Raw genomic sequence first — 23,229 nt, forward strand, 5'->3', positions numbered from 1 at the left:
TCGATGTTTGGATGCAAATAATCAGAAAACTGGATCAGTAGGAGCGCGCGACAATGAAAACCGATCTGGAACACTGGGCTGCGCTGGCCGCCGTGGTCGATCACGGCGGCTACGCCCGGGCCGCCGAGACGCTGCACAAGAGCCAGCCGGCCGTGAGCTATGCGGTCACGCGGCTGCAGGAAGCGCTGGACGTGAAGCTGCTGGTGGTGGAGGGGCGCAAGGCGGTGCTCACCGAGCACGGCCGCACGCTGCTGCAGCGCGCACGGCCGCTGCTGCGCGACCTGGAGACGCTCGAACAGCTCGCACGCAAGCTCAAGCAGGGCTGGGAGGCACAGCTACGCCTGGTGGTGGACGTGGCCTTTCCGCGCGAGCGGCTGCTGCGCGTGATCGGCGAGCTGCAGGGGCTGTGTCCGGATACTCAATTGCAGCTCGCCGATGCAGTGCTCTCCGGCGCCGAGGAAGCCATCGAGCAGCACAGCGCCGACGTGGTGCTGAGCACGCGCGTGCCGTCCGGATTTCTCGGCGACTTCCTGATGAGCGTTCCGTTCATCGCGGTGGCTGCCCCGGAGCACGCGCTGTTCGCGCAGGGCCAGGCGCTGACCGTCGAAGATCTCGCGCGTCACGTGCACGTCGTGGTGCGCGACTCCGGTCAGCGGCATCCGCGCGACGAAGGCTGGCTGGGCGAAGACCGTCGCTGCACCGTCAGCAGTCTGGAGGCCTCGCTCGCCACCGTGATGGCGGGGCTGGGCTACGCCTGGCTGCCCGCGCATCTGGTCGAACAGCCACTGCGCGATGGCAACGTGCGCGCGCTGCCCCTGGCCATCGGCGGAACGCGCTCGCTGGACCTGTATCTGGTCGTGGTGCGTCCGGAACTCGCCGGGCCGGCGACGCGAGCTGCGGTGGAATGCTTTCAGCGGCATGTGCCGCCGAAGCGGGAGTCGCTGTAGCGCACGGTCACGCGAAGCGATCAAGAGTTACGTGCAGTGCGATTCGAGAAACCTATAGTTCGAAGAGGGCGTCTCTGGACCCGTTGAAGCCACGCGACCCGTCAGCCCGCCGGAGAAAGCAGGCGCAGCTTGAGCTTGGAGAAGGAGCGGAATCCGCGGTCGAACGTGACCATTTCGCAGTCGGTGGACTGAGCCAGCGCGGCGAGCCAGGCATCCGTCCACAGGTCCGGTGTCGGCTCGCGCTTCGCGATGTTGGCGCGCCAGTGCTTTGCGTGAGTCTGTGGCACCTGATCGACCAGGGAAATTCGGGGGTCGTCGAGCAGCTTGCGCACGGCGTCCCAGGCCTGCTCTGGGCGCAGGGTTCCAGAACCCATGACGCGAACATTGGTCAGCAGCCGGAGCAGGGCCATGCGTATGGGAAGGCAGAGACCGACGGTGCCGTCATCGATGCCGTCCCACCACTCGATCGCCGGAACGTGGTGGGCGTGCCCGTCTGTGAGTACCGGCAGCAAAACATTGGCGTCAGCGACGTACTGCATGCGCCCTTGCCGCGTCGGCTTCTGCGACGGACTCGGTGTCCAGACGCTTGACCGCGTCCGGGCTGAGCTTGCGCAAGGGCGCGTCGGCCGCAAGCTTGATCGGCGGACTCGTCATTCGCCGGCGAGTGCTGGGCGTGGCTCCCTCGATCTCGTGACGCAGCGCGTCGGTGACAAGTTGACGCAGGCTGGAGCCGCGCTCCACGGCCGCGATCTTCGCCCTGCGAAGCACGTCATCCGGAAGGTCCAGGGTGGTACGCATAAATATGCCTTGCTGTATTGATGCGCGGAGATTGGGGCATCTTGAGTCTGCCGTCAAAGAGGGTCGTTCGATGGCTGATGGCGACGCTCTTGCTTGGCCCAGAGCCTGCTGTCCATCTGCCGAGCTCTCGCAAAGGGCTGCACCGCGATGATCGCGGTGTGCCAGGAGCTGCGGTTGGCGACCGGCAGCTTCAAGGCAACTCGCGCGTATCAGTATCCGCGCCTCTCTTCGGACATCGCCGATGTGTCCTCCGAAGCTCAGGCACTCGATGCGCGACACCGCCCGCTGGGCGAAACGATACGGCGTACCCCTTGAGATCAATCAGGCGTGGTGGAATGGAATTGGTACTGGACAGGTCGATCTGCGACTGCACATGAGGGGAGCGCTCGCCGCGCAGAAACTCGGAAACTTCGAGGCATACCATCGCGTCATCTGGGATGCGATCTATGCTCACCCTCGACCTGTAGCCAGACCAGCAGAGACTCAGGCCCTGCTCGAAGCCAACGGACTGGAGCGAAAACTTCCAGGTCTACGGCGTGCGCAAGGTGTGGCGGCAACTGCGGCGCGAAGGCTTTGATCTGGCCCGCTGCACGGTGGCGCGCCTGATGAAGCGCCTGGGCTTGCGTGGCGTCATCCGCGGCAAGTCGGTGCGCACGACGGTGAGTGATGCCAACGCACCTTGCCCGCTGGATCATGTCCGTCGTCACTTCAAGGCGGATCGGCCGAACAAGCTGTGGGTCTCGGACTTCACCTACGTGTCGACCTGGCAGGGCTTCGTCTACGTCGCCTTCGTCATCGACGTCTTCGCCCGGCGCATCGTCGGCTGGCGGGCTTCGTCCTCGGCGCGGACCGACCTGGTGCTCGACGCGCTGGAGCAGGCGCTGCATGAGCGCAAACCGGTCGGCCCGGATCGGCTGGTGCATCACAGCGACAGAGGTGTCCAGTACGTGTCGATCCGCTACACCGAGCGTCTTGCCGACGCGGGTCTCGAACCTTCCGTGGGCAGTGTGGGCGATTCCTACGACAACGCGCTGGCCGAGACCATCAACGGCTTGTACAAGGCCGAGGTGATTCACCGGCGGCCTTCCTGGCAACGCCGCGAAGACGTCGAGTGGGCCACGCTGCAGTGGGTGGACTGGTACAACAATCGCCGACTGATGGAACCGCTTGGCAACATCCCACCCGCCGAAGCAGAAGCTGCCTACTATTCACAAATCCCGAGTCTCGCCCTCGCGGCGTGACTCACAACAACGAGCCTCCGGGAAAACCGGGGCGGTTCATGGGCTTGTCCGAGCAATCGTCGGGTCGTTCTTGGCCCAGAAGCGAGTGATCTCGACCATGGCCCGCTGCTGGCTCGGACGTTCATACGTACCCAGCAACGTCTCCTTGCCATGCTGTGCCATCGCGGCGGTTAGGTCAGGATCGCCGCTCCGGCGAAGTAGCCAATTGACGCGCGTATTCCGCAGTTCCTGCGGCGGAACGAAGCGTAGGCCTAAATCCTTGCAGACGGCTCGCAACGAGAACTGCGGATGCCTGTTGAGCGATCGTCCACCGATTCGAACGAAGGGGAAGAGAAGTTCGGAATCGGGGAACAGCACTCTCCGCCATTCCAGGAAGCGTTCGAAATGCGGCTTGTATTCCTTGAAAATCTCGAAGAGTACGTCTCCGCCCCTGCGACCTTTCCGGTCTCGAACCAAGTAACCATCGAGGTGGCTGGCATAGTGAAAGTGGCGAAGCTTCAGCTTGTGAGCCTGCGCGAAATTCATGCCGGTCTGGCCTATGAAAATCAGCAGCTCGGCCTCGCACCGCCTATTGGCAAGAGGGTAGCGCGTGCGAAGGGTGCCTTCTGCTTCCCGCAGTTTGAACTTCGCGAGAGACTTCCGATGGTTTCTTCGCTCGCGCCCTTTCTTGCTTACTCTCGGCTCGTTCTCGAGGTGGTGCTGCACTGCCTTCCAGTTCGCGTAGCCAGACCATTCGACCAACTCGCCTCCCAAACGGAGCGGGATTCGGACTGGCAGTGATCCTCTCAGAACCGTTTCGGTGGTCAGCGCGTCACAGATATCTTGGAGGAAGTGCCCGAAGGTGAACGTCTCCTCAAGGTTTTGCTTTTCGGCCTTCACTCCACGCGCCGTCTTGCGCTGTGTCGGCATCCGCAAGCGCGTCGTCGTGACCAACGGCGTTGACCGCTCCAAAACTGTGTCGAAGACGTCTCCGGCTTGCGCTCCCATCGTGTAAGCAGAACGCTGGCTGAGATCCTTGGTCACTTGGTGCCGGCTGACCAACGAGTCGCACCACGCCAGATATGTCTTTTCGAGGGAGGCGAGGTTGAGGTGGTGATCGGATGTTTCCGCCCATACGAACATCGCTCGGACCCAGCGAATCATGTTCTGCGCGCTGTAAGGGCTGCCGCCGCCTACAAGCTTCCCATTGATGACCTCGTGGATCTTCTCCACCAGCTCGAGTCGGTCCTTTTGCGGCTCTCCCAGAGAGCCGTCAGCGATCATTCGGACGACGTGCTTCGTGTAGGTCTTTGCCCCCCCAGGTAGAGGAGGAAGGTCAGGTCCCAGGTTGTCTCGTTTTTGCCGTGTTCGACGCCTGCAAACGTCAGATCAGGAAGACGTACATCGTCAGGCATCGAAGGTGTCCCAATTCCTTTCGCGTAGCCCGGTGAACACTTCGTGAAACGCTTGGGCTACCGCTTGCTTACCCTTGTTGGTTTCGAGGAACTTCACGTAGGTGAATGTGGTGGATTCGCGTTTATGCAGCATGGCGTTCTTCACGAATTCGATGGCCGCCGCTGCCGTCGCCACCGAGAGGGCCAGCTTCATCAACCACGTGCCGTACGTGGCCCTCGTCTGATGGAACTTGAACCGCTCCATGAATCGGAGGTTGGCGCTGACTGCGCTGCGACGGAGGCCCGTCATCAGCCGTGAGACTGAGTTGTTGCTGTATTTCTTGCCGCGACAGGTCAGGAAGAGAATCGACCGTAGAGCCTGAGGCGCCTTCTCCTCTCGCTTCAATCTCTCAGTGGAATAGGCGTACCGCTTGAGCTCATCGAGCAGCATGCCTGGTACAAGCAGATCCCCTTCGACATTGAGCTTGGTAGCGACGCCGGTCCCGGGACCGACTCGAATGAGGAAAAACCCGTTCAGGTAAGGGTCCTGCCGCGCCTGCTCGAGGTTCTCGATCCTGAGGGAAGTGATAGTGCCCAGCCGAGCTCCTGTGAAGAATCCCGTAGACAGCATCAGGTGGAGTTCTGTGGTCTCCTCTCGCGCAGTGAACTGGAGGAGCTCCGTCATGTGTTCATCGCTGAGCGGCAGCAACCCATCCTCGAGGCGCACGCCCACAACGCTGCGGTTGGGGATGGCGAGATCAGTCGTGAGTCGTGTCAGGGAGCGTTTGAAGCCCGCTGAATCGAAATATCGAATGACCACTTGCCGATCACGCCACATGGGGGTGGTCGGAGTGACGAAGTCATATGCGGACGCATGTCTGTAGAATTGCACGACTGCGTTGATTCGGGATCGAGCCGTACTCGACGCCAGATTGCCCTGTTCGATTAACTTGAGCAGATCGCCGCGAAACCGCACTACCGCACGCTCGCTGAGGCGGGTCGGGAAGTGGCGCCAGTCGAGACTGTGTTCTTCGAGGAAGCACGCGTAAGCGTGCAGGTGCTTCATCAGACCTTTGGCGGTGTCGAGGTGAGCGCGGTGACTGACGATCTTCTCTTAGGCCCAGTGATTCGCTTCAGCCCAACCGTCGCCATCCTTCCAAAAGATCTGCGGCAGTTGAGGAACAGGAGGGGCGACCTTGTCTAGCTCCCAGTCGATACCTGCGCTCGTTGCGACCTCACGCCACGGCCTGAAGTCGACGTACTCCAACGATGCCATTCACCCCCCCCTCTCGTGCTGCGACCTAACTTGAGGGGCACGCCCCATGGCCGCTGCTCGCATTTAACTCCAACTCGTATTGCATGTCCATAGATTGACATGCAAGGGGTGAACGTCCATGCCCTGCTATACGTTGGCGAAGCGAAAGTGCATGACGTCGCCTTCGCGAACGCCGTATTCCTTGCCTTCCAGCCGCCATTTGCCGGCTTCCTTGGCGCCGGGCTCGCCTTTGTAGCGGATGTAGTCGTCGTAGCCGATCACCTCGGCACGGATGAAGCCACGCTCGAAGTCGGTATGGATGACGCCGGCCGCCTGCGGTGCGGTGGCGCCGACCTTGACCGTCCAGGCACGCACTTCCTGAACGCCGGCAGTGAAATAGGTTTGCAAGCCGAGCAGGGCGTAGGCGCTGCGGATGACGCGGTTCAGGCCGGGCTCGTCCAGCCCCAGGTCTTCGAGGAACGCGGCCTTGTCGTCCTCGTCGAGCAGCGCGATCTCGGCTTCGATGGCGGCACACACGGGCACGATCTGCGCGTGTTCGCGTGCGGCGAGGGCGGCGACCTTTTCCAGGTAAGGGTTGCCGTTCTTGAGACCGTCCTCGTCGACGTTGGCAACGTACAGCAGCGGCTTGGCAGTGATGAGCTGGAAGTCGCGGATGACCAGCTTTTCCTCGGCGTCGAGCGGTAGCGAGCGCACCGGTTGGGCATCGTCCAGGTGCGTCTGCACGCGCTTGAGCACGTCGTGACGATACGCTGCGGCCTTGTCGCCGGACTTGGCCACCTTGGCGACGCGATCGACCGCGCGCGTTACCGTTTCCAGATCGGCCAGCGCCAGCTCGGTATTGATGATCTCGATATCGCGGATCGGATCCACGCTGCCGGCAACGTGGATGATGTCGTCGTTGGCAAAGCAGCGGGTGACATGCGCGATGGCGTCGGTTTCGCGGATGTGCTGCAGGAACTGGTTGCCCAGACCCTCACCCTTGCTGGCCCCGGCGACCAGTCCGGCGATGTCCACAAACTCCACTGTGGCCGGCAGGATCTTCTGCGGCTTGACGATGGCAGCCAGCGCCTGCAGCCGTGCGTCAGGTACCGGCACGATGCCGACATTGGGATCGATGGTGCAGAACGGGTAGTTCTCCGCCGCGATCTGCGCCTTGGTCAGCGCATTGAATAGGGTGGACTTGCCGACATTGGGCAGGCCGACGATGCCGCACTTGATTCCCACGTTGTTGTGTTCCTGGATTGAATCGATCATTGACAACGGCGGCGGCACACCACGCTGCCGGTGTCGTCGCATCTGCGGCCGGCATTATCGCCGCGTTGCCTGCCACCTGCTGGCGGTGCGCTGCTTCAGCTCGCGGTGTGCAAGGCCTGCACCGCCTTGTCCCAACTCCCGTCCAGCCACATCTCCACCGCATCCAGTGCGCGCTCGATCCCCTGCAGGATCGCTTCCTCGCTGGTCTTGTCCGGCCTTTGCTGAGTCAGGTAAGGCATGACCAGATGGCGCTCCCCGGGATGGCCGACGCCGATGCGGATGCGACGATAGCCGTCGCCGAGCGGCTTATGGATGTCGCGCAGGCCGTTATGTCCGCCGTGGCCACCGCCTAGCTTGAGCTTGACCGCGCCTGTGGGCAGGTCGAGTTCGTCATGCGCGACCAGGACCTGCGCCGGCGTTAGCTTGTAGAACTGGGTGAGCGCCGCAACGGCCTGCCCGCTGCGGTTCATGTAGGTGCCGGGCTTGAGCACGAACACATCTGCCGCGCCCGTGCGAACACGCGCCAATTCACCGAAGAATCGGCCCTCCGCGCGAAAGCCGGCGCGATGGCGTTCGGCGAAGCGGTCCGCCAGCCAGAAGCCGGCGTTGTGGCGGGTGCGTGCGTATTCCGGCCCCGGATTGCCGAGGCCGATCAGGGCGACTTGCAGTTCGGAATTCATGGTCTGAGCATCTCAAACAAAACCCCGTCCAGAGACGGGGTTGAGTGTGACGATATGGATGTGCGAAGAGCGAGCTGTCCGATTGCAGTCGCAGATGGCGGCAGCATTCGTTCTTGCCAACTGCCGTGGCTCGAGCTCACATAGAGACCCTTGCAATCGGTCGACCTCGAGCGCTGGCGCCTCCGACGCGCACGAGAATCGAAATCCGCGCTGCTCGGAAACAAGACATTCCCTTTTTGCCGTCGATCCCAGGGGCCGTGCCCCCGGGGCCCTCGCCGGGTACGGGAATGTCTTACTTCTTCTTCTCGTCCTTTTTGGGTTCTTCGGCAGCGGCTTCGGCGGCGGGGGTCTCTTCTTCTTCCTCCACCGCGACGCGGGGCAGGTGCAGGGAGACCACCGGGGCGTCGTTATCGTGCTTGAGTTCGACCAGGGTCACGCCCTCGGGCACCGGCAACTGCGACAGGTGCAGCGATTCGCCCACGTCCATGGCGGAGACGTCCAGTTCCAGGAATTCCGGCAGGTTGGCCGGCAGGCACTCGACTTCGACCTCGTTCATCAGATGGTCGATCATGCCGCCACCGGTCTTGACGCCAGGGGCGATATCGCCGCCCTTGAAGTGCACCGGCACGCGCATGCGAATGAGCACGTCGGCCAGCACCCGCTGCAGGTCCATGTGCATGACCTCTTCACGCACCGGATGGCGGTGCAAGTCCTTGAGCACGACCTGCTCGGACTCGGCGCCGATGTTCAAGGTCAGAATCTTGGAATAGAACGCCTCGTGCTTGAGGTGCTTCCACAATTCGTTGTGATTGACCGTGATGGATTGCGGCGGCTTGTTGCCACCGTAGACGATCGCGGGCAGGTGGCCGGTACGACGCAGGCGGCGGCTCGCACCCTTGCCCTGGTCGACGCGCGGCTCGGCGTTGACGGTAAAGCTTTGCTTCATGGGAAATCTCCTGAAAAAACAATGGCCCCCGACCTGCGACCGGCCGAAGGGCCGCGTAGTGTACGGGACCGGCCGCGGCGGTGCGAGCGGCGGCAGGGCTTCGATCAGGAGGGCGCCGGGCGCTGAGACGGCGGGCGGCGCAGAGCAAACTAACGTCCAGGGCCGGCTTTCGACCGCGCCGGCCCTGGACGCTCTACAAGATCCGTCGTTCGGTGATTACAGGCCGGCCAGTGCCGGCAGGCCCAGTCCGACGCTGCCCGATGCGGTCGCGGAGCGAGAGTTCTGCAGGAAAGAGACGCCGCGGAAGAGCAGGATCGCGTCGGTCAACGGGCCGCTCAGCGGCCGGCCCAACTCGGCGAAACGCATGGCGGGGCCGTCGAGTGCCACGTACAGCGGCAGCAGAGCGTCATAGATGGCGACGTAGGTGCGGTCGGCGGCGACGCCGAGCGGCTCCAGCGGCGTGCCTTCGGTGGCGATCACCGAGAAGGCGCTGAAGCCGTTGCGGCCTTCCAGGAAGCCCAGAGTGATGTTGCCCCTCAGAAAGGACACTCCGGAAGCGGTCAAACCGCCCGGAAACCGGGAAGTTCCCACCAGCAGGCCACTGGTCGCGGCACCGATGTTGCCGAGTGCTCCAAGATTGGGCGCAGCGCTTTGCCCCCAGGCGCTACCGGCAGAAACAAGCAATACGAGGGCGATCATTGAACGAAACATTTTGTGGCTCCTGGGGATGGACGGCGGCATGCCGTATCGAGCGAGGGAATTGTTTTCCGGGGTGTGATGCAGCGGTCGCAGGCTATCCTGATGCCGATGCAGCGCCCTGGGTCGAGCTCGATCCCCTTTGCAGCACTGAAACGAACGATCTTCTAGTCGTATTCACGGAGCGGGAAGGCGGCGAGGGCAGGGCACGCGGCCGGGATCGGCTAAACTTGGCATCCCTAGACGCCACCGGATGCCAACTTGTCCGCTGTCCTGAAACTTGACCAGTTCAACCTGCTCGACGACGGCAACTGCGATGCCCGCATCGTGGCGGCCAAGCAGGTGCTGGGTTCGCGTCTGGCCATATTGGGCCATCACTACCAGCGCGACGAGGTGTTCAAGCACGCCGACTATTCCGGCGACTCGCTCAAGCTGTCGCAGCAGGCGGCGAGGTCGGACGCCGAGTTCATCGTGTTCTGTGGCGTGCACTTCATGGCCGAGGTGGCCGATATCCTGACCTTCGGCCAGCGCACGGTCATCCTGCCGGACCTGGCCGCCGGTTGTTCGATGGCGGACATGGCCAATCTGGTCAAGGTACGCAAATGCTGGGACGAGCTGAGCCAGGTCATCGATCCAGACCAGAGCGTCACGCCGGTCACCTACATCAATTCCGCGGCTGACCTGAAGGCGTTCTGCGGCAGCCATGGCGGTATCGTCTGCACCAGTTCGAATGCGCGCGCCGTGCTGGAATGGAGTTTCGCCAGACGCGAGAAAGTGCTGTTCTTCCCCGATCAACACCTCGGCCGCAACACCGGCATCCGCATGGGCATCCCCATGGACCAGATGGTGACCTGGGATTTCATGAAGCCGCGCGGCGGCCTCACCGAGCAGCAGATTCGCGACGCCAAGATCATCCTGTGGAAGGGCTTCTGCTCGGTACACCAGATGTTCCAGCCCGCCCACATCGACAACTTCCGCAAGGCCAACCCGGATGGCAAAGTCATCAGCCATCCGGAGAACGCGATGGAGGTGTGCGACAAGTCCAATTTCGTCGGGTCGACCGAGTACATCCTGCGTACGGTGCGCGCGAGCGAACCGGGCACGCACTGGCTGGTCGGCACCGAGCTGAATCTGGTCAATCGCCTCTCGGACGAGATGAAGCCCAAGGGCGTGACCGTGCAGTTCATGAGCCCGACGGTGTGCATGTGCTCGACCATGTTCCGCACCGATCCGCAGCATCTGGCCTGGGTACTCGACAACCTCGTCGCCGGCCAGACCGTCAACCAGATTCGCGTGCCGCAGAACATCGCGGATCCTGCACGCAAAGCGCTGGATCTGATGCTCGAAGTGGTCGATTGAAACGCTGGGAATCGGCAATGGGGAATCGGGAATCGTGGAAACCCGGCCGCCGTTGCGATTCCCGATTCCTCTTTCACTTCGCGAAACTCAATCCCGATTCCCGTACTCCCGCATGTACGCCAACGCCCCTAGCCTGACCCAAGCCGACCCCGAGATTGCCGCGTCCATCGCCGCCGAACATGCGCGCCAGGAAGCGCACATCGAGCTGATCGCGTCCGAGAACTATTGCTCTCCGGCGGTGATGGAAGCGCAGGGCTCTCAGCTCACCAACAAGTACGCCGAGGGCTATCCGGGCAAGCGCTACTACGGCGGCTGCGAGCATGTCGACGTGGCCGAGGCGCTGGCCATCGAGCGCGTGAAAAAGCTGTTCGACTGCGACTACGCGAACGTGCAGCCGCACTCCGGTGCGCAGGCCAATGCCGCGATCTTCCTGTCGATGGTCAATCCCGGCGACACCGTGATGGGCATGAACCTCGCGCAGGGCGGGCATCTCACGCACGGCAATCCCGCGAACTTCTCGGGCAAGCAATACAAGATCGTGCCCTACGGGCTGGACCCGGCCAACGGCCTGATCGACTACGACGAGATGGAGCGCATCGCGCTGGAAGCCAGACCGAAGATGTTGATCGGCGGCTTCTCGGCCTATTCGCGCATCAAGGACTGGAAGCGCATGCGCGAGATCGCCGACAAGGTCGGCGCGATCTTCTGGGTGGACATGGCGCATGTCGCGGGCCTCGTTGCAGCCGGCGAATACCCGAGCCCGCTGCCGCATGCGCACGTCGTCACCAGCACCACGCACAAGACGCTGCGCGGTCCGCGCGGCGGCATCATTCTGGCCAAGGGCCAGTCCGAGGATTTCTACAAGAAGCTCAATTCGGCAGTGTTCCCGGGCATCCAGGGTGGCCCGCTGATGCACGTCGTCGCCGCCAAGGCCGTTGCGTTCAAAGAAGCGCTGGACCCGAGTTTCAAGGTCTACCAGAAGCAGGTCGTGGCCAATGCGCGCGCGATGGCCAAGGTTTTCCTCGACCGCGGCTACAAGGTTGTCTCTGGTGGTACTGACGATCACCTGTTCCTGCTCGATCTGATTGCCAAGAACGTGACCGGCAAGGACGCGGAGGCCGCGTTGGGTCGCGCGCACATCACGGTCAACAAGAACTCGGTGCCGAACGATCCCAAGTCGCCGTTCGTGACTTCGGGTCTGCGTCTGGGTTCGCCGGCCTCGACCACGCGCGGCTTCAAGGAGGCCGAGATGGCGCTGGTCGCGGGTTGGATCGTCGACGTGATCGACGCCATGTCGGTCGGCGGCGATGTCGAAGGCGCGATCGCCAAGGTGCGTGGCGAAACCGAAACGCTGCGCAGGCGATTTCCGGTATACGTGAGGCGCCAGGAGTGAGGCGTGAGGCGTTGAAGACGCATCGATCCGGGCGCGAGCACCTCACGCCTCACGCCTCACGCCTCACCCGGGCCTAGCCCGTGCAATGCCCCTTCTGCAACGCTGCCGATACGCGAGTCGTCGATTCGCGTCTGGCGGAGGAAGGCACTCAGGTGCGCCGTCGGCGCGAGTGCGCGGACTGCAAGGGGCGCTTCACCACCTTCGAGCGCGCTCAACTGAGCATGCCCAACATCATCAAGCGTGGCGGCAGTCCCGAGCCGTTCGACGAGGACAAACTGCGGCGCGGTTTTGCCAGTGCTCTGTACAAGCGCCCGGTGTCGCCCGATGCGGTGGATCATGCGGTCGAGGCCGTCATGCGCAAGCTGCGTCAGAGCGGCGAGCGCGAGGTGGCGTCGATGCAACTCGGCGAATGGGTCATGGAGCAACTGCGCGACATGGACCATGTTGCCTACGTGCGCTTTGCCTCGGTCTATCGCAGCTTCGAAGACGTCAACGCTTTTCGCGAGGAGATCGAACGCCTGCAGCAACTACCGACCGTCGAGCAACGCAAAAGCCAGATGCAGCTGATCGAGTCGATGGACCGGGTCGGCCCCGGCGAGCCCCCGCTGCGCAAGCCACCGCGCTCGCGATGAATGCGCAGACGGCGGCGGCACATATGGCGCGAGCGCTGAGCTTGGCCGGGCGCGGGCGCTACACCACGTTTCCCAATCCTCGGGTCGGCTGCGTGGTGGTGAGTGACGGCGCAGTGGTGGGCGAGGGCTGGCACGAACGCGCCGGTGAGCCGCATGCCGAGGTCCACGCCCTGAATGCGTCCGGCGCGCGTGCGCGGGGCGCCGAGGTGTTCGTGACCTTGGAACCCTGTTCGCACCGGGGCCGCACGCCACCCTGCGCCGACGCCTTGATCGCGGCTGGCGTCGGCCGCGTGTGGGCGGCGATGCAGGACCCCAATCCGCAGGTGGCCGGGCAGGGCCTGGCCAGGCTGCGGGCGGCCGGTGTCGACGTGCAACTGGGGATGCTGGAAGCGCCGGCGCGCGAGCTCAATCGCGGATTCGTGTCGCGTATGGCGCGTGGCCGGCCGTTCGTGACCCTCAAGCTGGCCGCCAGCCTGGACGGTCGCACGGCCATGGCCAGCGGCGAGTCGCAATGGATCACCAGCGACGCGGCGCGCGCCGACGTTCATCGCCTGCGAGCCGAGGCCGGCGCCGTGCTCAGCAGTTCGGCCACGGTGCTGGCTGACGACCCGGCGCTCACCGTGCGCCAGGGCGTGACGCTGGAGCGCCCGCCGGATCGCATCGTGCTGGACTCCGCTGGCCGCGTGCCGGCATCCGCACGCGTGTGGGCTGCAGACGGCGCCAGGCGAATTTCGGTAGGACGCCCCGCGGACGTCGGCGCGCGCGACACAAGCGCGACGATGGCGGCCAGCGGCCACCCCGCCGTGGAACGCATCGAATCCGCCAGCGGCGACGGCGGCCGGCTCGATCTGTGCTCGGCGCTGTCTGCGTTGGCGCAACGGGAAATCAACAGCGTGCTGGTGGAATGCGGACCGACCCTGGCGGGGGCGCTGCTGACGCAGGACTGCGTGGACGAGGTCGTCATCTACTTGGCACCCAGTCTGCTCGGAGACGCCGCGCGTGGGCTGGCAAACTTGCCGGGCCTGAAGCGTCTCGAACAGCGGGTAGCGCTGAAGTTCGTCGACGTCAGGCAGGTGGGGCCGGATCTGAGAATCTCCGCCATCGTGGCCAAGGGAGCGCACTAGACCTCATGTTTACCGGCATCATCGAATCGGTCGGCCGTATCGAGGCCGTGCAGCCGCGCAGCGGCGATGTGCGCATGCGCATCGCGGCCGCGGACGGTTATCTGAACGCAGTGGCGCTGGGCGACAGTGTCGCGGTCAGCGGCATCTGCCTCACCGTGGGCGCCCGGCATGCCGATGCGTTCGACGCCGACCTGTCGGTGGAAACCTTGCAGGCCACCAGCAGCGGTCTGTGGCAGCCCGGGCGGCGGGTCAATCTTGAAACGGCGCTGACGCCGTCCAAACCGCTCGGTGGCCATCTGGTGTCCGGCCACGTGGACGGCATCGGCCGGCTGCTGGAGCAATGCGAGGAAGCCCGCTCGTGGCGCATGCGTTTCCAGGCACCGGCCGAGTTGGCGCGTTACATCGCACGCAAGGGCTCCATCACCATCGACGGTATCAGTCTTACCGTCAACGACGTCGAAGGCGGCAGCTTTGGCGTTAACATCATTCCCCATACCCGCAGTCACACGACTTTGGGCGATCTCAAACCCGGCGATGCGGTGAACCTGGAGGTGGATCTCATCGCCCGCTACCTTGAGCGGCTGCTGGCCGCGCGCGAGGCCCCATGACCGGCAAGGTGACACCCATCAACAAGCAAGCCGAGGGCCCGCAGCAGGGCCTGGACTACATCTCCGACATCGTCGCCGACATCAAGGCCGGCAAGATGGTCGTGATGATGGATGACGAAGATCGCGAGAACGAGGGCGACCTCATCATGGCGGCCGGCCTGGTGCGGCCCGAAGACATCAACTTCATGGCGCGTTATGGCCGCGGACTGATCTGCCTGACCCTGACCGCAGACCGCTGCCGGCAACTGCGCCTGCCGCCGATGGTGACGCAGGAAGGCGATATTCACCGCACCGCGTTCACCGTCTCGATCGAGGCGGCCGAGGGCGTCACTACCGGGATTTCCGCTTTCGATCGCGCGCACACCATCCGCACCGCGGTAAGGCCCGACGCCAGGCCTACCGACCTGGTCCAGCCCGGGCATATCTTTCCGCTCAGCGCGCAGCCCGGCGGGGTACTGGCACGCGCCGGCCATACCGAGGCCGGTTGCGATCTGGCTCGTCTGGCCGGGCTGGAGCCCGCTTCGGTCATCGTCGAGATTCTGAACGAGGACGGCACCATGGCGCGGCGTCCGGACCTGGAAGCCTTTGCCCGCGAGCACGGCCTCAGGATCGGCACCATCGCCGACCTTATCCGCTACCGGCTAGACAACGAGCACAGCATCGAGCGGGTGGCCGAAACTCATATCCAGACCGAATTCGGCGAGTTTCATCTGCTCACCTATCAGGACGCGGTGGACAGCACCGTGCACCTGGCCTTGGTCAAGGGCCAGGTGAAACCGGATCAGCCCACCCTGGTACGGGTGCATCTGCGCAACACGCTTGCCGACATGATCGGCGCCGAATCCGAGCACTTCGGCTGGCCGCTGCGTCGCGCGATGAAGCGCGTGGCCGAGGAGGGCGGCGGGGTCATCGTGGTGCTGCGCAAGTCGGAAGCATCGCGCGACCTGGTGCAACAGATCATCGGCCTCAACCGGCCGCAGAATCTGCCGGCGGACGATCACCCGGACGATCCCAAGGTGCTGCGCACCTACGGCATCGGCGCGCAGATCCTGGTCGACCTGGGCGTGCGCCGCATGCGCGTGTTGTCGGCGCCCAAGCGTCTGCAGGGCATTTCCGGCTTTGGACTGGAAGTGGTCGAGTACGTGCCGTGCGATTAGCTCGCAATTTTCTGCCACGGGTTCGCACGGACGAACACAGCGAAACTCACACCAGCAGCTTCAATCTTCGATCCGTGTGCATCCGTGGCCAATGAGCTTTTATTTCGATGAGTGACGTCAAATCCGGTTTCGTCGCACCCGCCGCTCCCGAACCCGGCGAGTTTGCCGCCACTCGCGTGGCCGTGCTCTCGACACGCTGGAATGTGGAGGTCATCGACGCGCTGCGTGGCGGCGCCCATAGAGCGCTAAGCGATTGGGGCGTGGGCAGCGGGCATGTCACCGAATTTCGTGCGCCCGGCGCGTACGAACTGCCGCTCGCGGCGCACGCGCTGTTGCACGGCGGACGGTTCGATGCGGTGATCGCGCTCGGTGCGGTGATTCGCGGCGATACCCCGCACTTCGAATACGTGGCGGGCGAATGCGCGCGCGGGCTGATGGATGTTCAACTCAAGTTCAACAAGCCGGTGGCCTTCGGTGTGCTCACGGTGAATACGCCGCAGCAGGCGACCGAGCGTTGCGGCCCGGGCCAGGACAACAAGGGTTACGAAGCGGTGAGCGCCGCGCTGGATATGATCAGGCTGATCCGGAGTGCTTCTTGAGCAGCGATCCGCAGCCGCCGATGAGTCGGCGCGGACTGGCCCGGCGCATCACTATCCAGGCGCTGTACCAATGGCTGGTGAACGAGACCGCGCCGCAAGTTCTGCTTCGCCAGTTCCAGTTGCAGGAAGAAGGACTGGGTCGTGCCGATCCAGCCTATTTCGAAGAACTGCTGCTGGGCACGGTGGATCAGGCACCGCAACTGACCATGGCGCTGGTACCGCACCTAGATCGCCCGCTGGTGCAACTCGATCCGGTGGAGCACGCGATCCTGCTGCTGGGAGCCTGGGAGCTGATCAACAAGATCGAGATTCCCTGGAAAGTGGTGGTCAATGAAAGCGTGAACCTGGCCCGTATTTTTGGCGCGGAAGATGGCTACAAGTTCGTCAACGGCGTGCTCGACAAGCTCGCGCGCCAATGCCGCGCGGTGGAGATCGGCGGCTGAATGATGTGGACGAATTCGCACTCATCCGCAGGTACTTTACGCAACTGAGCGCGCCGCGCGCCGATGTGCTGCTCGGCATTGGTGACGACTGTGCGTTGCTGCAACCTCCGCCCGGCGAGGTTCTGGCCGTCACCACCGACACCCTGATATGCGGTCGGCATTTCTCTGCCGATGTCGCGCCTTACGACCTCGGCTGGAAAGCGCTGGCGGTGAGTCTGTCCGACCTCGCCGCCATGGGCGCGCAACCGCGCTGGTTCACCCTGGCGCTGAGTCTGCAGAAGCCGTGCGACGATTGGCTGGACGCGTTCGCATGTGGAATGGCGCGGCTGGCGGCAACCCATGACGTGGCGCTTGTGGGGGGCGACACCACGCAAGGGCCGCTCAGTCTTAATGTCACCGCATTCGGCACGGTTGCTGCGGGACAGGCGGTGACGCGCTCAGGCGCGCGGGTGGGCGACGCCATCTGTGTCAGCGGCACCCTGGGCGACGCTGCGCTGGCGTTGCACCAACGCCAGCGCGATGGTGAAGCCGACGCGGCGCTGGCGCTGCGGCTGGACCGCCCTGAGCCACGGGTTGCGCTTGGTCTGACCATGGCGGGCCATGCGCACGCCGCCGTCGATCTGTCCGACGGGCTGGCGGGAGACCTGGGTCACGTGCTGCAGGCCAGCGGCATGGGCGCGCTCATCGACCTGCACAGCCTGCCGGCTTCGGAGGCCATGATCCGTGCGCTGCCGGCTTGGCGGGACCGGCTGCCCTTTCAGCTCAGCGGTGGCGATGACTACGAACTGTGCCTGTGTCTGCCACCCTCCCGGCTGGCGGCGCTGCGGGCGCATGCCAAGCTTCCATTGACGCGCATCGGAACGATCACAGCGGAAACGGGATTGCGTGGCGTAGACCTTGAGGGCGCTACCATGGACATTCCCGCCCAAGGCTATCGACACTTCGCGTGAGCGCCCTGAAACGAACCATTCCAAGGCCGCCTGCGCGCCTGATCCTGACCACGCCGGAACATCTGATCGCCTTCGGATTCGGCGCGGGGCTGGCGCCGGTAGCGCCGGGGACGTTCGGAACGCTGGTGGGGATTCCGTTTTTTCTGGTGCTGATGTGGCTGCCCTGGGAGGCCTACCTCGCGGTGGTGGCGCTGTTGTTCGTGTTCGGCTGCTGGGTCTGCGGTGCCAGTTCGCGACTGCTGCAGGTACACGATTATCCGGGCTTTGTTTTCGACGAGATCGTCGGTTTTCTCGTCACCTGCGTGCCACTGTTGCCGGCTTTCGGCCTGTGGCCCCTGCATCCGGCGCTGGGCCTGCTCGCGGCCTTCCTGCTGTTTCGCCTGTCCGATGTGCTCAAGCCCTGGCCGATCCACCTGCTGGACCGGCACGTGCACGGCGGCCTGGGCATCATGCTCGATGACGCTGCCGCCGGCTTGCTGGCGGGTCTCGCCGTCTGGGGCCTGACATTTCTGCTTTGAGGTTGCACGTGGAAGAACTGCGACAGTTGCTGGAAAACAACGCGCGCTGGGCGGCAGCGGCGGTGGAGCGCGATCCGGACTACTTCAAGCGCCTGGAACGCCAGCAGCAGCCGCAACACCTCTGGATCGGCTGCTCCGATTCCCGCGTGCCGGCCAACGAGATCGTGGCGATGCAACCGGGTGAGTTGTTCGTACACCGCAACGTCGCCAATGTGGTGGCGCATTCCGATCTCAATTGCCAGTCGGTGATCCAGTTCGCGGTGGAGCGGCTGCGGGTCAAGCATGTGATGGTGGTGGGGCATTACGGCTGCAGCGGCGTGCATGCCGCCCTGGATCGTTCGCGCTCGGCCGGCATTTCGGATTACTGGCTCGGGCATGTGCGCGATGTGGTCAGCCAGTATCAGAACCTGCTGGATGCCGAACCCACCGATCATCGTCGCGAATCCCTGCTGGGCGAGCTCAACGTGCTGGAACAAGCCCTCAACGTCTGCACCAGCGCGGCGGTGCTGGATGCCTGGGCGCGCGGGCAGGAGTTGTCCGTACACGGCTGGATTTATCGATTGGGCGATGGATTGCTGCGGCACCTGAACTTTGCAGTGGATGCACCCTGCGATTCTTCCGAGCTGCGCACGCGCTGCGTTGGCAAGATTCTGGCCGAGCGCGCGCGCTATCGGGCCCGTCGCAGTGCGGAAGTGTCGAAGGCGACGACCGCCGCTGGCGCCTGAGTCGGTCGCTTTGGCGGCGCCACGGCCGTAAAATGTCGCGCTGCCGCATAAATGATCCGGCGCGGCCCCTCTCCCTACATCATCGAGGCTAATCCCAGAGATGCAGATCGAACGCGACGTGATGGAGTACGACGTGGTCATCGTCGGCGGCGGCCCGGCGGGGCTGTCGGCTGCCATCCGACTCAAGCAGAAGGCTGCCGAGGCAGGCCAGGAGATCAACGTCTGTCTGGTGGAGAAGGGCTCCGAAGTGGGCGCACATATTCTGTCCGGGGCGGTTTTCGAGCCGCGCGCGCTCAACGAATTGTTGCCTGACTGGAAGGAAAACGCCGCGCCGCTCAAGACCGAGGTCAAACGCGACGATGTGTATTTCTTCCTGGGCGCCGACAAGGCGGTCAGGATGCCCAATTTGTTTGTGCCCAAGACCATGCACAACGAGGGCAATTACATCATCTCGCTGGCCAACCTCTGCCGCTGGCTCGGCCAGCAGGCCGAAGAACTCGGTGTAGAGATTTATCCAGGTTTTGCGGCACAGGAGGTCATCATCGACGATCAGAACATCGTTCGAGGGGTGACCATCGGTGACATGGGCGTGGGGCTGGACGGCGAGCCCAAGGAAGGCGCGTTCACGCCCGGCATGGAGCTGCGCGCCAAGTACACGCTGTTTGCGGAAGGCTGCCGCGGGCATCTGGGCAAGCGTCTGCTCAGGCAGTACGAGCTCGACAAGAACGCTGATCCGCAGCACTACGCCATTGGTCTGAAGGAAGTGTGGACCGTGGACCCCGCTAAACATGAGCCGGGTCTGGTGGTGCATGGTGCCGGCTGGCCACTGGACAACAGCAATCCCGGCGGCTCGTTCCTGTATCACTTGGAGGACCAGACCGTGGTGGTGGGTCTGATTGTCGACCTGTCCTACACCAATCCTTTCCTGTCGCCGTTCGACGAGTTCCAGCGCTTCAAGCATCACCCAGTCATCCGCCAGTACCTGGAAGGGGGCACTCGCGTGGGCTATGGCGCGCGCGCGATCTGCAAGGGCGGCTTCAACTCCTTGCCCAAGATGATCTTCCCCGGCGGCGCGCTGATCGGCTGCGACCTGGGCACGATGAACTTCGCCAAGATCAAGGGCAGTCACACCGCGATGAAGAGCGGCATGATCGCCGCCGAAGTCACCGCCGAGGCCTTGTTCGCCGGCTCGGAAGGCGGCAACGAGCTGGAGGCTTTCCCGGTCAAGTTCAAGGAAAGCTGGCTGTACGACGAGTTGTATCGCAGCCGTAATTTCGGGCCGGCGCTGCACAGGTTCGGGGCTTTTGTCGGCGGCGCCATCAACTTCATCGATCAGAATATTTTCGGCGGCAAGGCGCCTTGGACCCTGCACGATCTGAAGCCTGACCACACCACGCTCAAGCTCGCCTCTGAGTCGCAAAAAATTACTTATCCCAAGCCGGACGGCAAGCTCAGCTTCGACAAGCTGTCGTCGGTGTTCATGTCCAGCACCAATCATGAGGAAGACCAGCCGGTTCATCTCAAGCTGACTGATCCCGGCATTCCCATCGCCAAGAACCTGCCGATGTTTGATGAGCCCGCCCAGCGTTACTGCCCGGCCGGCGTTTACGAAGTGGTAGGCGAGGGCGACGCCAGACGCTTCCAGATCAACGCGCAGAACTGCGTGCACTGCAAGACCTGCGACATCAAGGACCCCGCCCAGAACATCACCTGGGTGGCGCCGGAAGGTTCCGGCGGTCCCAACTACGCCAACATGTAATCAACAAACTTTGGAAAGGTAACGAGGCACTCAATGAAAGCACTGGTCAGTATCAAGCGCGCGGTGGATTACAACGTCCGGATTCAGGTCAAGCCTGACGGGTCGGGGGTGGTGACCGACGGGGTCAAGCACTCGATGAATCCGTTCGACGAGATTGCGATGGAAGAAGCGGTCCGTTTGAAGGAGCAGGGCAAGCTCAGCGAGATTGTCGCGGTGACGGTGGGCGCGCAGAAATGTGAAGAGACGTTGCGCTCCGCCCTGGCCTTCGGCGCCGACCGTGCCATTCACATCAAGGAAGAGGGCGAGATCCAGCCGCTGACCGCGGCCAAGGCCCTGGCCGCCGCGTTCAAGGCCGAGGGCGCCCAGCTGTTCCTGTGCGGCAAGCAGGCCATCGACGACGACGCCAATCAGACCGGCCAGATGATTGCCGCCCTGCTGGATCTGCCGCAGGCCACCTTTGCCTCCAAGGTCCAGCTCGACGGCGACAAGGCCACCGTCACCCGCGAGATCGACGCCGGCCTGGAGACCCTCGAAGTCGACCTGCCCGCCGTCATCACCGCCGACCTGCGCCTGAACGAACCGCGCTATCTCAAGCTGCCCGACATCATGAAGGCCAAGAAGAAGCCCATCGACGTCAAGACCTTTGCCGACCTGGGCGTCATCCCCGGGGCCGGCCTCAAGGCCAGCAAGACAGCCGCCCCGCCCAAGCGCTCCAAGGGCATCGTGGTCAAGACCGTCGACGAACTGCTCGAAGCGCTCAAAGGTAAAGGCCTTATCTGAATTCGACGTAGGGCGGCCCGCGGCCGCCGACGCCATGGCGGGCACGGCCCGCCCTACGCATCACATCAGGAACTGTTCATGTCCAAGATCCTCCTCATCGCCGAACACGCCAACGGCCAGCTCAACGTCTCCGCCGTGGCCAAGACCGTGTCGGCCGCCAGCGCCATCGGCGGCGACGTTCACATCGCCATCCTCTCCCCGGACGGTCAGGCCATCGCCGCCCAGGCCGCCCGCATCGCCGGAGTCAGTAAAGTCCTGACCGTCGACAACCCCGCCAATGACCACGCCCTGGCGGCCATACTGGCCCCCCAGATCGTTGAGCTCGCCGGGGGCGGCTACACCCATGTCCTGTTCCCGGGCACCACCTTCGGCAAGGACCTGGCCCCCCGCGTGGCCGCCAAGCTCGATGTCCAGCAGGTCAGCGACATCATGGCCGTCCACAGCGCCACCTCCTTCGACCGGCCGATCTACGCCGGCAATGCCATCGTCACGGTCGAAGCCCCTGCCAGCCCCCTGATCCTGGCCACCGTGCGCCTGGCCTCGTTCCAGGCCGCCGCCGCTGAGGGCGGCGGTGCCGCCGTGGAAGCCGTCAAGATCGACGCCGTCCTGCCCACCCACACCCGCTTCGTCAAACTCGAAGCCCAGAAATCCGAACGCCCCGACCTGCAGTCCGCCAACCGCGTCGTCTCCGGCGGCCGTGCCCTGGCCAGCAGCGACAACTTCAAGATCATCTACGAACTCGCCGACAAGCTCGGTGCCGGCGTCGGTGCCTCCCGCGCGGCGGTCGACTCGGGTTATGTCCCCAACGACATGCAGGTGGGCCAGACCGGCAAGATCATCGCACCCGAGCTGTATTTCGCCATCGGCATCTCCGGCGCCATCCAGCATCTGGCCGGAATCAAGGACGCCCGCACTATCGTGGCAATCAACAAGGACAGCGAAGCTCCGATCTTCGAAGTCGCCGACTTCGGCCTGGTCGGTGACCTCTTCACCCTTGTGCCCGAGCTGACGTCGAAACTGTAACGCCCGAGCGGCATCGCACTTCCACGAAGGCCGGGCAACCGGCCTTCTCTGTTTCCGGGAAAAACAAAATGTCTTACCAGTCCGTTTATGCGCCTGGGCTGTTCCGTGGCCAGGTGATCGTGGTGACCGGCGGTGGGTCGGGCATCGGCCGTTGTACCGCGCATGAGCTGGCTGCCCTCGGCGCCACGGTGATAATCACCGGCCGCAAGCTTTCCAAGCTCGAGTCGACCGCTGCCGAGATCCGCGAGGACCGCGGCAAGGTGGCGACATCGGTTTTCGACATCCGCGACGAGGACGCCGTCAAAACGGGCGTACAGCAAATCCTGGCCGAGCATGGCGCCATTCACGGACTGGTCAACAACGCGGGTGGCCAGTATCCGATGCCGCTGGCCAACATCGGCAAGAAGGGCTGGGAGGCCGTGGTGGCCAACAACCTTACCGGCGGCTTCCTGATGGCGCGCGAGGTGTACACGCAGCACATGAAGAAGCACGGCGGCGCCATCGTGAACATGCTGGCGGACATGTGGGGCGGCATGCCGGGCATGGGTCATAGCGGCGCGGCGCGCGCGGGCATGATGAATTTTACCGAGACCGCAGCGGTGGAATGGGCATCGTCGGGCGTGCGCGTCAACGCGGTGGCGCCGGGCTACGTGGCGTCCAGCGGCATGGATCACTACGACCCCGTGTTCGCCCGCGACGTCATCCCCAAGCTCAAGGAGATCGCTCCGCTCAAGCGCATGGCGGAAGAAGCCGAGGTGTCCAGCGCGATCGTGTACCTGTTGTCGCCGGGCGCCGCTTTCGTGACCGGCGCCTGCATCAAGATCGATGGCGGCTCCAGTCTCGGGGCCAAAGCGTTTCCGCTGGTGGCACACGACCGTTCGCAGCCTTACCGCGGATTTCATCGCGCGTCGAAGCCCAGGGCAGTGGGCTGAACACCGTACGTTGCAG

Annotated in this window: 26 protein-coding genes and 1 pseudogene; 19 read left to right on the forward strand and 8 right to left on the reverse strand. The window is 63.9% G+C overall.

Annotation, left to right across the window (positions count from 1 at the left end; all coding sequences use genetic code 11):
* Positions 1-53 precede the first annotated feature (53 nt).
* A complete protein-coding gene (locus tag ACOOHP_RS08825) occupies positions 54-947 on the forward strand; it encodes a LysR family transcriptional regulator (RefSeq protein WP_420466080.1) in 894 nt (297 codons plus the stop codon).
* Positions 948-1,048: 101 nt separating this feature from the next.
* On the opposite strand, the gene ACOOHP_RS08830 is transcribed toward ACOOHP_RS08825, so the two are convergent.
* A complete protein-coding gene (locus tag ACOOHP_RS08830) occupies positions 1,049-1,486 on the reverse strand; it encodes a TA system VapC family ribonuclease toxin (protein ID WP_420466081.1) in 438 nt (145 codons plus the stop codon).
* Positions 1,470-1,745 carry a hypothetical protein gene (locus ACOOHP_RS08835; RefSeq protein ID WP_420466082.1) on the reverse strand — a complete coding sequence of 92 codons (276 nt, stop codon included), beginning with the start codon at positions 1,743-1,745 and terminating at the stop codon, positions 1,470-1,472. The genes ACOOHP_RS08830 and ACOOHP_RS08835 overlap by 17 nt, the downstream gene beginning before the upstream one ends.
* A gap of 93 nt (positions 1,746-1,838) precedes the next feature.
* Here ACOOHP_RS08835 and ACOOHP_RS08840 point away from each other — a divergent pair, with 93 nt between their 5' ends.
* From ACOOHP_RS08840 to ACOOHP_RS08850, 3 genes and pseudogenes are all read left to right on the forward strand, one after another.
* A complete protein-coding gene (locus ACOOHP_RS08840) occupies positions 1,839-2,060 on the forward strand; it encodes a hypothetical protein (protein WP_420466994.1) in 222 nt (73 codons plus the stop codon).
* Positions 2,014-2,322 carry a DsbA family protein gene (locus tag ACOOHP_RS08845; protein WP_420466083.1) on the forward strand — a complete coding sequence of 103 codons (309 nt, stop codon included), beginning with the start codon at positions 2,014-2,016 and terminating at the stop codon, positions 2,320-2,322. Before ACOOHP_RS08840 ends, ACOOHP_RS08845 begins: the two co-directional genes overlap by 47 nt.
* Positions 2,255-2,986 (forward strand): annotated as a pseudogene (locus ACOOHP_RS08850) (IS3 family transposase); the annotation flags it as partial. The gene ACOOHP_RS08845 and the pseudogene ACOOHP_RS08850, both read left to right, overlap by 68 nt.
* A 36-nt stretch (positions 2,987-3,022) precedes the next feature.
* On the opposite strand, the gene ACOOHP_RS08855 reads toward ACOOHP_RS08850, so the two are convergent.
* From ACOOHP_RS08855 to ACOOHP_RS08880, 6 genes are all read right to left on the reverse strand, one after another.
* Positions 3,023-4,249: a site-specific integrase gene (locus ACOOHP_RS08855; protein ID WP_420466084.1), complete on the reverse strand. Its 1,227-nt coding sequence runs from the start codon at positions 4,247-4,249 to the stop codon at positions 3,023-3,025.
* A 123-nt stretch (positions 4,250-4,372) separates the two neighbouring features.
* Positions 4,373-5,425 (reverse strand): tyrosine-type recombinase/integrase, encoded by a 1,053-nt coding sequence (locus tag ACOOHP_RS08860; RefSeq protein ID WP_420466085.1) that lies wholly within the window; start codon positions 5,423-5,425, stop codon positions 4,373-4,375.
* Positions 5,426-5,761: 336 nt separating this feature from the next.
* Positions 5,762-6,859 (reverse strand): redox-regulated ATPase YchF, encoded by a 1,098-nt coding sequence (ychF, locus tag ACOOHP_RS08865; protein ID WP_420466961.1) that lies wholly within the window; start codon positions 6,857-6,859, stop codon positions 5,762-5,764.
* Positions 6,860-6,984: 125 nt separating this feature from the next.
* Positions 6,985-7,569 (reverse strand): aminoacyl-tRNA hydrolase, encoded by a 585-nt coding sequence (pth, locus tag ACOOHP_RS08870; RefSeq protein ID WP_420466086.1) that lies wholly within the window; start codon positions 7,567-7,569, stop codon positions 6,985-6,987.
* Between the two features lie 292 nt (positions 7,570-7,861).
* The gene (locus ACOOHP_RS08875) at positions 7,862-8,515 is read right to left on the reverse strand and encodes a 50S ribosomal protein L25/general stress protein Ctc (RefSeq protein ID WP_420466087.1); all 654 of its coding nucleotides are present in this window, start codon (positions 8,513-8,515) and stop codon (positions 7,862-7,864) included.
* 216 nt (positions 8,516-8,731) lie between these two features.
* Positions 8,732-9,256, reverse strand: a complete 525-nt coding sequence (locus ACOOHP_RS08880; protein WP_420466088.1) for a hypothetical protein — start codon at positions 9,254-9,256, stop codon at positions 8,732-8,734.
* Between the two features lie 216 nt (positions 9,257-9,472).
* On the opposite strand from ACOOHP_RS08880, the gene nadA reads away from it, so the two are divergent.
* From nadA to ACOOHP_RS08955, 15 genes are all read left to right on the forward strand, one after another.
* Positions 9,473-10,570: a quinolinate synthase NadA gene (nadA, locus tag ACOOHP_RS08885; protein WP_420466089.1), complete on the forward strand. Its 1,098-nt coding sequence runs from the start codon at positions 9,473-9,475 to the stop codon at positions 10,568-10,570.
* A gap of 112 nt (positions 10,571-10,682) precedes the next feature.
* Complete coding sequence (gene glyA, locus ACOOHP_RS08890; RefSeq protein ID WP_420466090.1) at positions 10,683-11,963, forward strand: serine hydroxymethyltransferase; 1,281 nt, start codon at positions 10,683-10,685, stop codon at positions 11,961-11,963.
* Between the two features lie 80 nt (positions 11,964-12,043).
* Positions 12,044-12,595, forward strand: a complete 552-nt coding sequence (gene nrdR, locus ACOOHP_RS08895) for a transcriptional regulator NrdR (RefSeq protein ID WP_420466091.1) — start codon at positions 12,044-12,046, stop codon at positions 12,593-12,595.
* Positions 12,592-13,719 (forward strand): bifunctional diaminohydroxyphosphoribosylaminopyrimidine deaminase/5-amino-6-(5-phosphoribosylamino)uracil reductase RibD, encoded by a 1,128-nt coding sequence (ribD, locus tag ACOOHP_RS08900; protein ID WP_420466092.1) that lies wholly within the window; start codon positions 12,592-12,594, stop codon positions 13,717-13,719. Before nrdR ends, ribD begins: the two co-directional genes overlap by 4 nt.
* Before the next feature lie 5 nt (positions 13,720-13,724).
* On the forward strand, positions 13,725-14,327 hold the full coding sequence (locus ACOOHP_RS08905; RefSeq protein ID WP_420466093.1) for a riboflavin synthase: 603 nt from the start codon (positions 13,725-13,727) through the stop codon (positions 14,325-14,327).
* Between the two features lie 95 nt (positions 14,328-14,422).
* A complete protein-coding gene (gene ribBA / locus ACOOHP_RS08910; RefSeq protein ID WP_420466962.1) occupies positions 14,423-15,484 on the forward strand; it encodes a bifunctional 3,4-dihydroxy-2-butanone-4-phosphate synthase/GTP cyclohydrolase II in 1,062 nt (353 codons plus the stop codon).
* Positions 15,485-15,591: 107 nt separating this feature from the next.
* Entirely contained in the window at positions 15,592-16,083 is a 492-nt protein-coding gene (ribH, locus tag ACOOHP_RS08915; protein ID WP_420466094.1) for a 6,7-dimethyl-8-ribityllumazine synthase, read from the forward strand.
* Positions 16,080-16,526 (forward strand): transcription antitermination factor NusB, encoded by a 447-nt coding sequence (gene nusB / locus ACOOHP_RS08920; protein ID WP_420466095.1) that lies wholly within the window; start codon positions 16,080-16,082, stop codon positions 16,524-16,526. The genes ribH and nusB overlap by 4 nt, the downstream gene beginning before the upstream one ends.
* 5 nt (positions 16,527-16,531) lie before the next feature.
* Entirely contained in the window at positions 16,532-17,476 is a 945-nt protein-coding gene (thiL, locus tag ACOOHP_RS08925; RefSeq protein ID WP_420466096.1) for a thiamine-phosphate kinase, read from the forward strand.
* Positions 17,473-17,994 (forward strand): phosphatidylglycerophosphatase A, encoded by a 522-nt coding sequence (locus tag ACOOHP_RS08930; protein WP_420466097.1) that lies wholly within the window; start codon positions 17,473-17,475, stop codon positions 17,992-17,994. Before thiL ends, ACOOHP_RS08930 begins: the two co-directional genes overlap by 4 nt.
* A gap of 8 nt (positions 17,995-18,002) precedes the next feature.
* Complete coding sequence (locus tag ACOOHP_RS08935; RefSeq protein ID WP_420466098.1) at positions 18,003-18,719, forward strand: carbonic anhydrase; 717 nt, start codon at positions 18,003-18,005, stop codon at positions 18,717-18,719.
* 106 nt (positions 18,720-18,825) lie between these two features.
* Complete coding sequence (locus ACOOHP_RS08940) at positions 18,826-20,478, forward strand: electron transfer flavoprotein-ubiquinone oxidoreductase (RefSeq protein ID WP_420466963.1); 1,653 nt, start codon at positions 18,826-18,828, stop codon at positions 20,476-20,478.
* Positions 20,479-20,511: 33 nt separating this feature from the next.
* Positions 20,512-21,258, forward strand: a complete 747-nt coding sequence (locus ACOOHP_RS08945; RefSeq protein WP_420466099.1) for an electron transfer flavoprotein subunit beta/FixA family protein — start codon at positions 20,512-20,514, stop codon at positions 21,256-21,258.
* 78 nt (positions 21,259-21,336) lie between these two features.
* Positions 21,337-22,281: an electron transfer flavoprotein subunit alpha/FixB family protein gene (locus tag ACOOHP_RS08950; RefSeq protein ID WP_420466100.1), complete on the forward strand. Its 945-nt coding sequence runs from the start codon at positions 21,337-21,339 to the stop codon at positions 22,279-22,281.
* A gap of 68 nt (positions 22,282-22,349) precedes the next feature.
* Entirely contained in the window at positions 22,350-23,213 is an 864-nt protein-coding gene (locus ACOOHP_RS08955) for an SDR family oxidoreductase (RefSeq protein WP_420466101.1), read from the forward strand.
* The last annotated feature ends 16 nt before the right edge of the window (positions 23,214-23,229 follow it).

Origin of the sequence: Panacagrimonas sp., assembly GCF_965216805.1 — a bacterium.
Lineage (GTDB): Bacteria > Pseudomonadota > Gammaproteobacteria > Nevskiales > Nevskiaceae > Panacagrimonas.

Excerpts from the sequence above, each read along its gene's own strand:
- ACOOHP_RS08825 (WP_420466080.1), top strand. The coding sequence starts at position 54 with ATGAAAACCGATCTGGAACACTGGGCTGCGCTGGCCGCCGTGGTCGAT.
- ACOOHP_RS08830 (WP_420466081.1), bottom strand. The coding sequence starts at position 1,486 with ATGCAGTACGTCGCTGACGCCAATGTTTTGCTGCCGGTACTCACAGAC.
- ACOOHP_RS08835 (WP_420466082.1), bottom strand. The coding sequence starts at position 1,745 with ATGCGTACCACCCTGGACCTTCCGGATGACGTGCTTCGCAGGGCGAAG.
- ACOOHP_RS08845 (WP_420466083.1), top strand. The coding sequence starts at position 2,014 with ATGCGCGACACCGCCCGCTGGGCGAAACGATACGGCGTACCCCTTGAG.
- ACOOHP_RS08855 (WP_420466084.1), bottom strand. The coding sequence starts at position 4,249 with ATGATCGCTGACGGCTCTCTGGGAGAGCCGCAAAAGGACCGACTCGAG.
- ACOOHP_RS08860 (WP_420466085.1), bottom strand. The coding sequence starts at position 5,425 with ATGAAGCACCTGCACGCTTACGCGTGCTTCCTCGAAGAACACAGTCTC.
- pth (WP_420466086.1), bottom strand. The coding sequence starts at position 7,569 with ATGAATTCCGAACTGCAAGTCGCCCTGATCGGCCTCGGCAATCCGGGG.
- ACOOHP_RS08875 (WP_420466087.1), bottom strand. The coding sequence starts at position 8,515 with ATGAAGCAAAGCTTTACCGTCAACGCCGAGCCGCGCGTCGACCAGGGC.
- ACOOHP_RS08880 (WP_420466088.1), bottom strand. The coding sequence starts at position 9,256 with ATGCCGCCGTCCATCCCCAGGAGCCACAAAATGTTTCGTTCAATGATC.
- glyA (WP_420466090.1), top strand. The coding sequence starts at position 10,683 with ATGTACGCCAACGCCCCTAGCCTGACCCAAGCCGACCCCGAGATTGCC.
- ribD (WP_420466092.1), top strand. The coding sequence starts at position 12,592 with ATGAATGCGCAGACGGCGGCGGCACATATGGCGCGAGCGCTGAGCTTG.
- ACOOHP_RS08905 (WP_420466093.1), top strand. The coding sequence starts at position 13,725 with ATGTTTACCGGCATCATCGAATCGGTCGGCCGTATCGAGGCCGTGCAG.
- ribBA (WP_420466962.1), top strand. The coding sequence starts at position 14,423 with ATGGTCGTGATGATGGATGACGAAGATCGCGAGAACGAGGGCGACCTC.
- ribH (WP_420466094.1), top strand. The coding sequence starts at position 15,592 with ATGAGTGACGTCAAATCCGGTTTCGTCGCACCCGCCGCTCCCGAACCC.
- ACOOHP_RS08945 (WP_420466099.1), top strand. The coding sequence starts at position 20,512 with ATGAAAGCACTGGTCAGTATCAAGCGCGCGGTGGATTACAACGTCCGG.
- ACOOHP_RS08950 (WP_420466100.1), top strand. The coding sequence starts at position 21,337 with ATGTCCAAGATCCTCCTCATCGCCGAACACGCCAACGGCCAGCTCAAC.
- ACOOHP_RS08955 (WP_420466101.1), top strand. The coding sequence starts at position 22,350 with ATGTCTTACCAGTCCGTTTATGCGCCTGGGCTGTTCCGTGGCCAGGTG.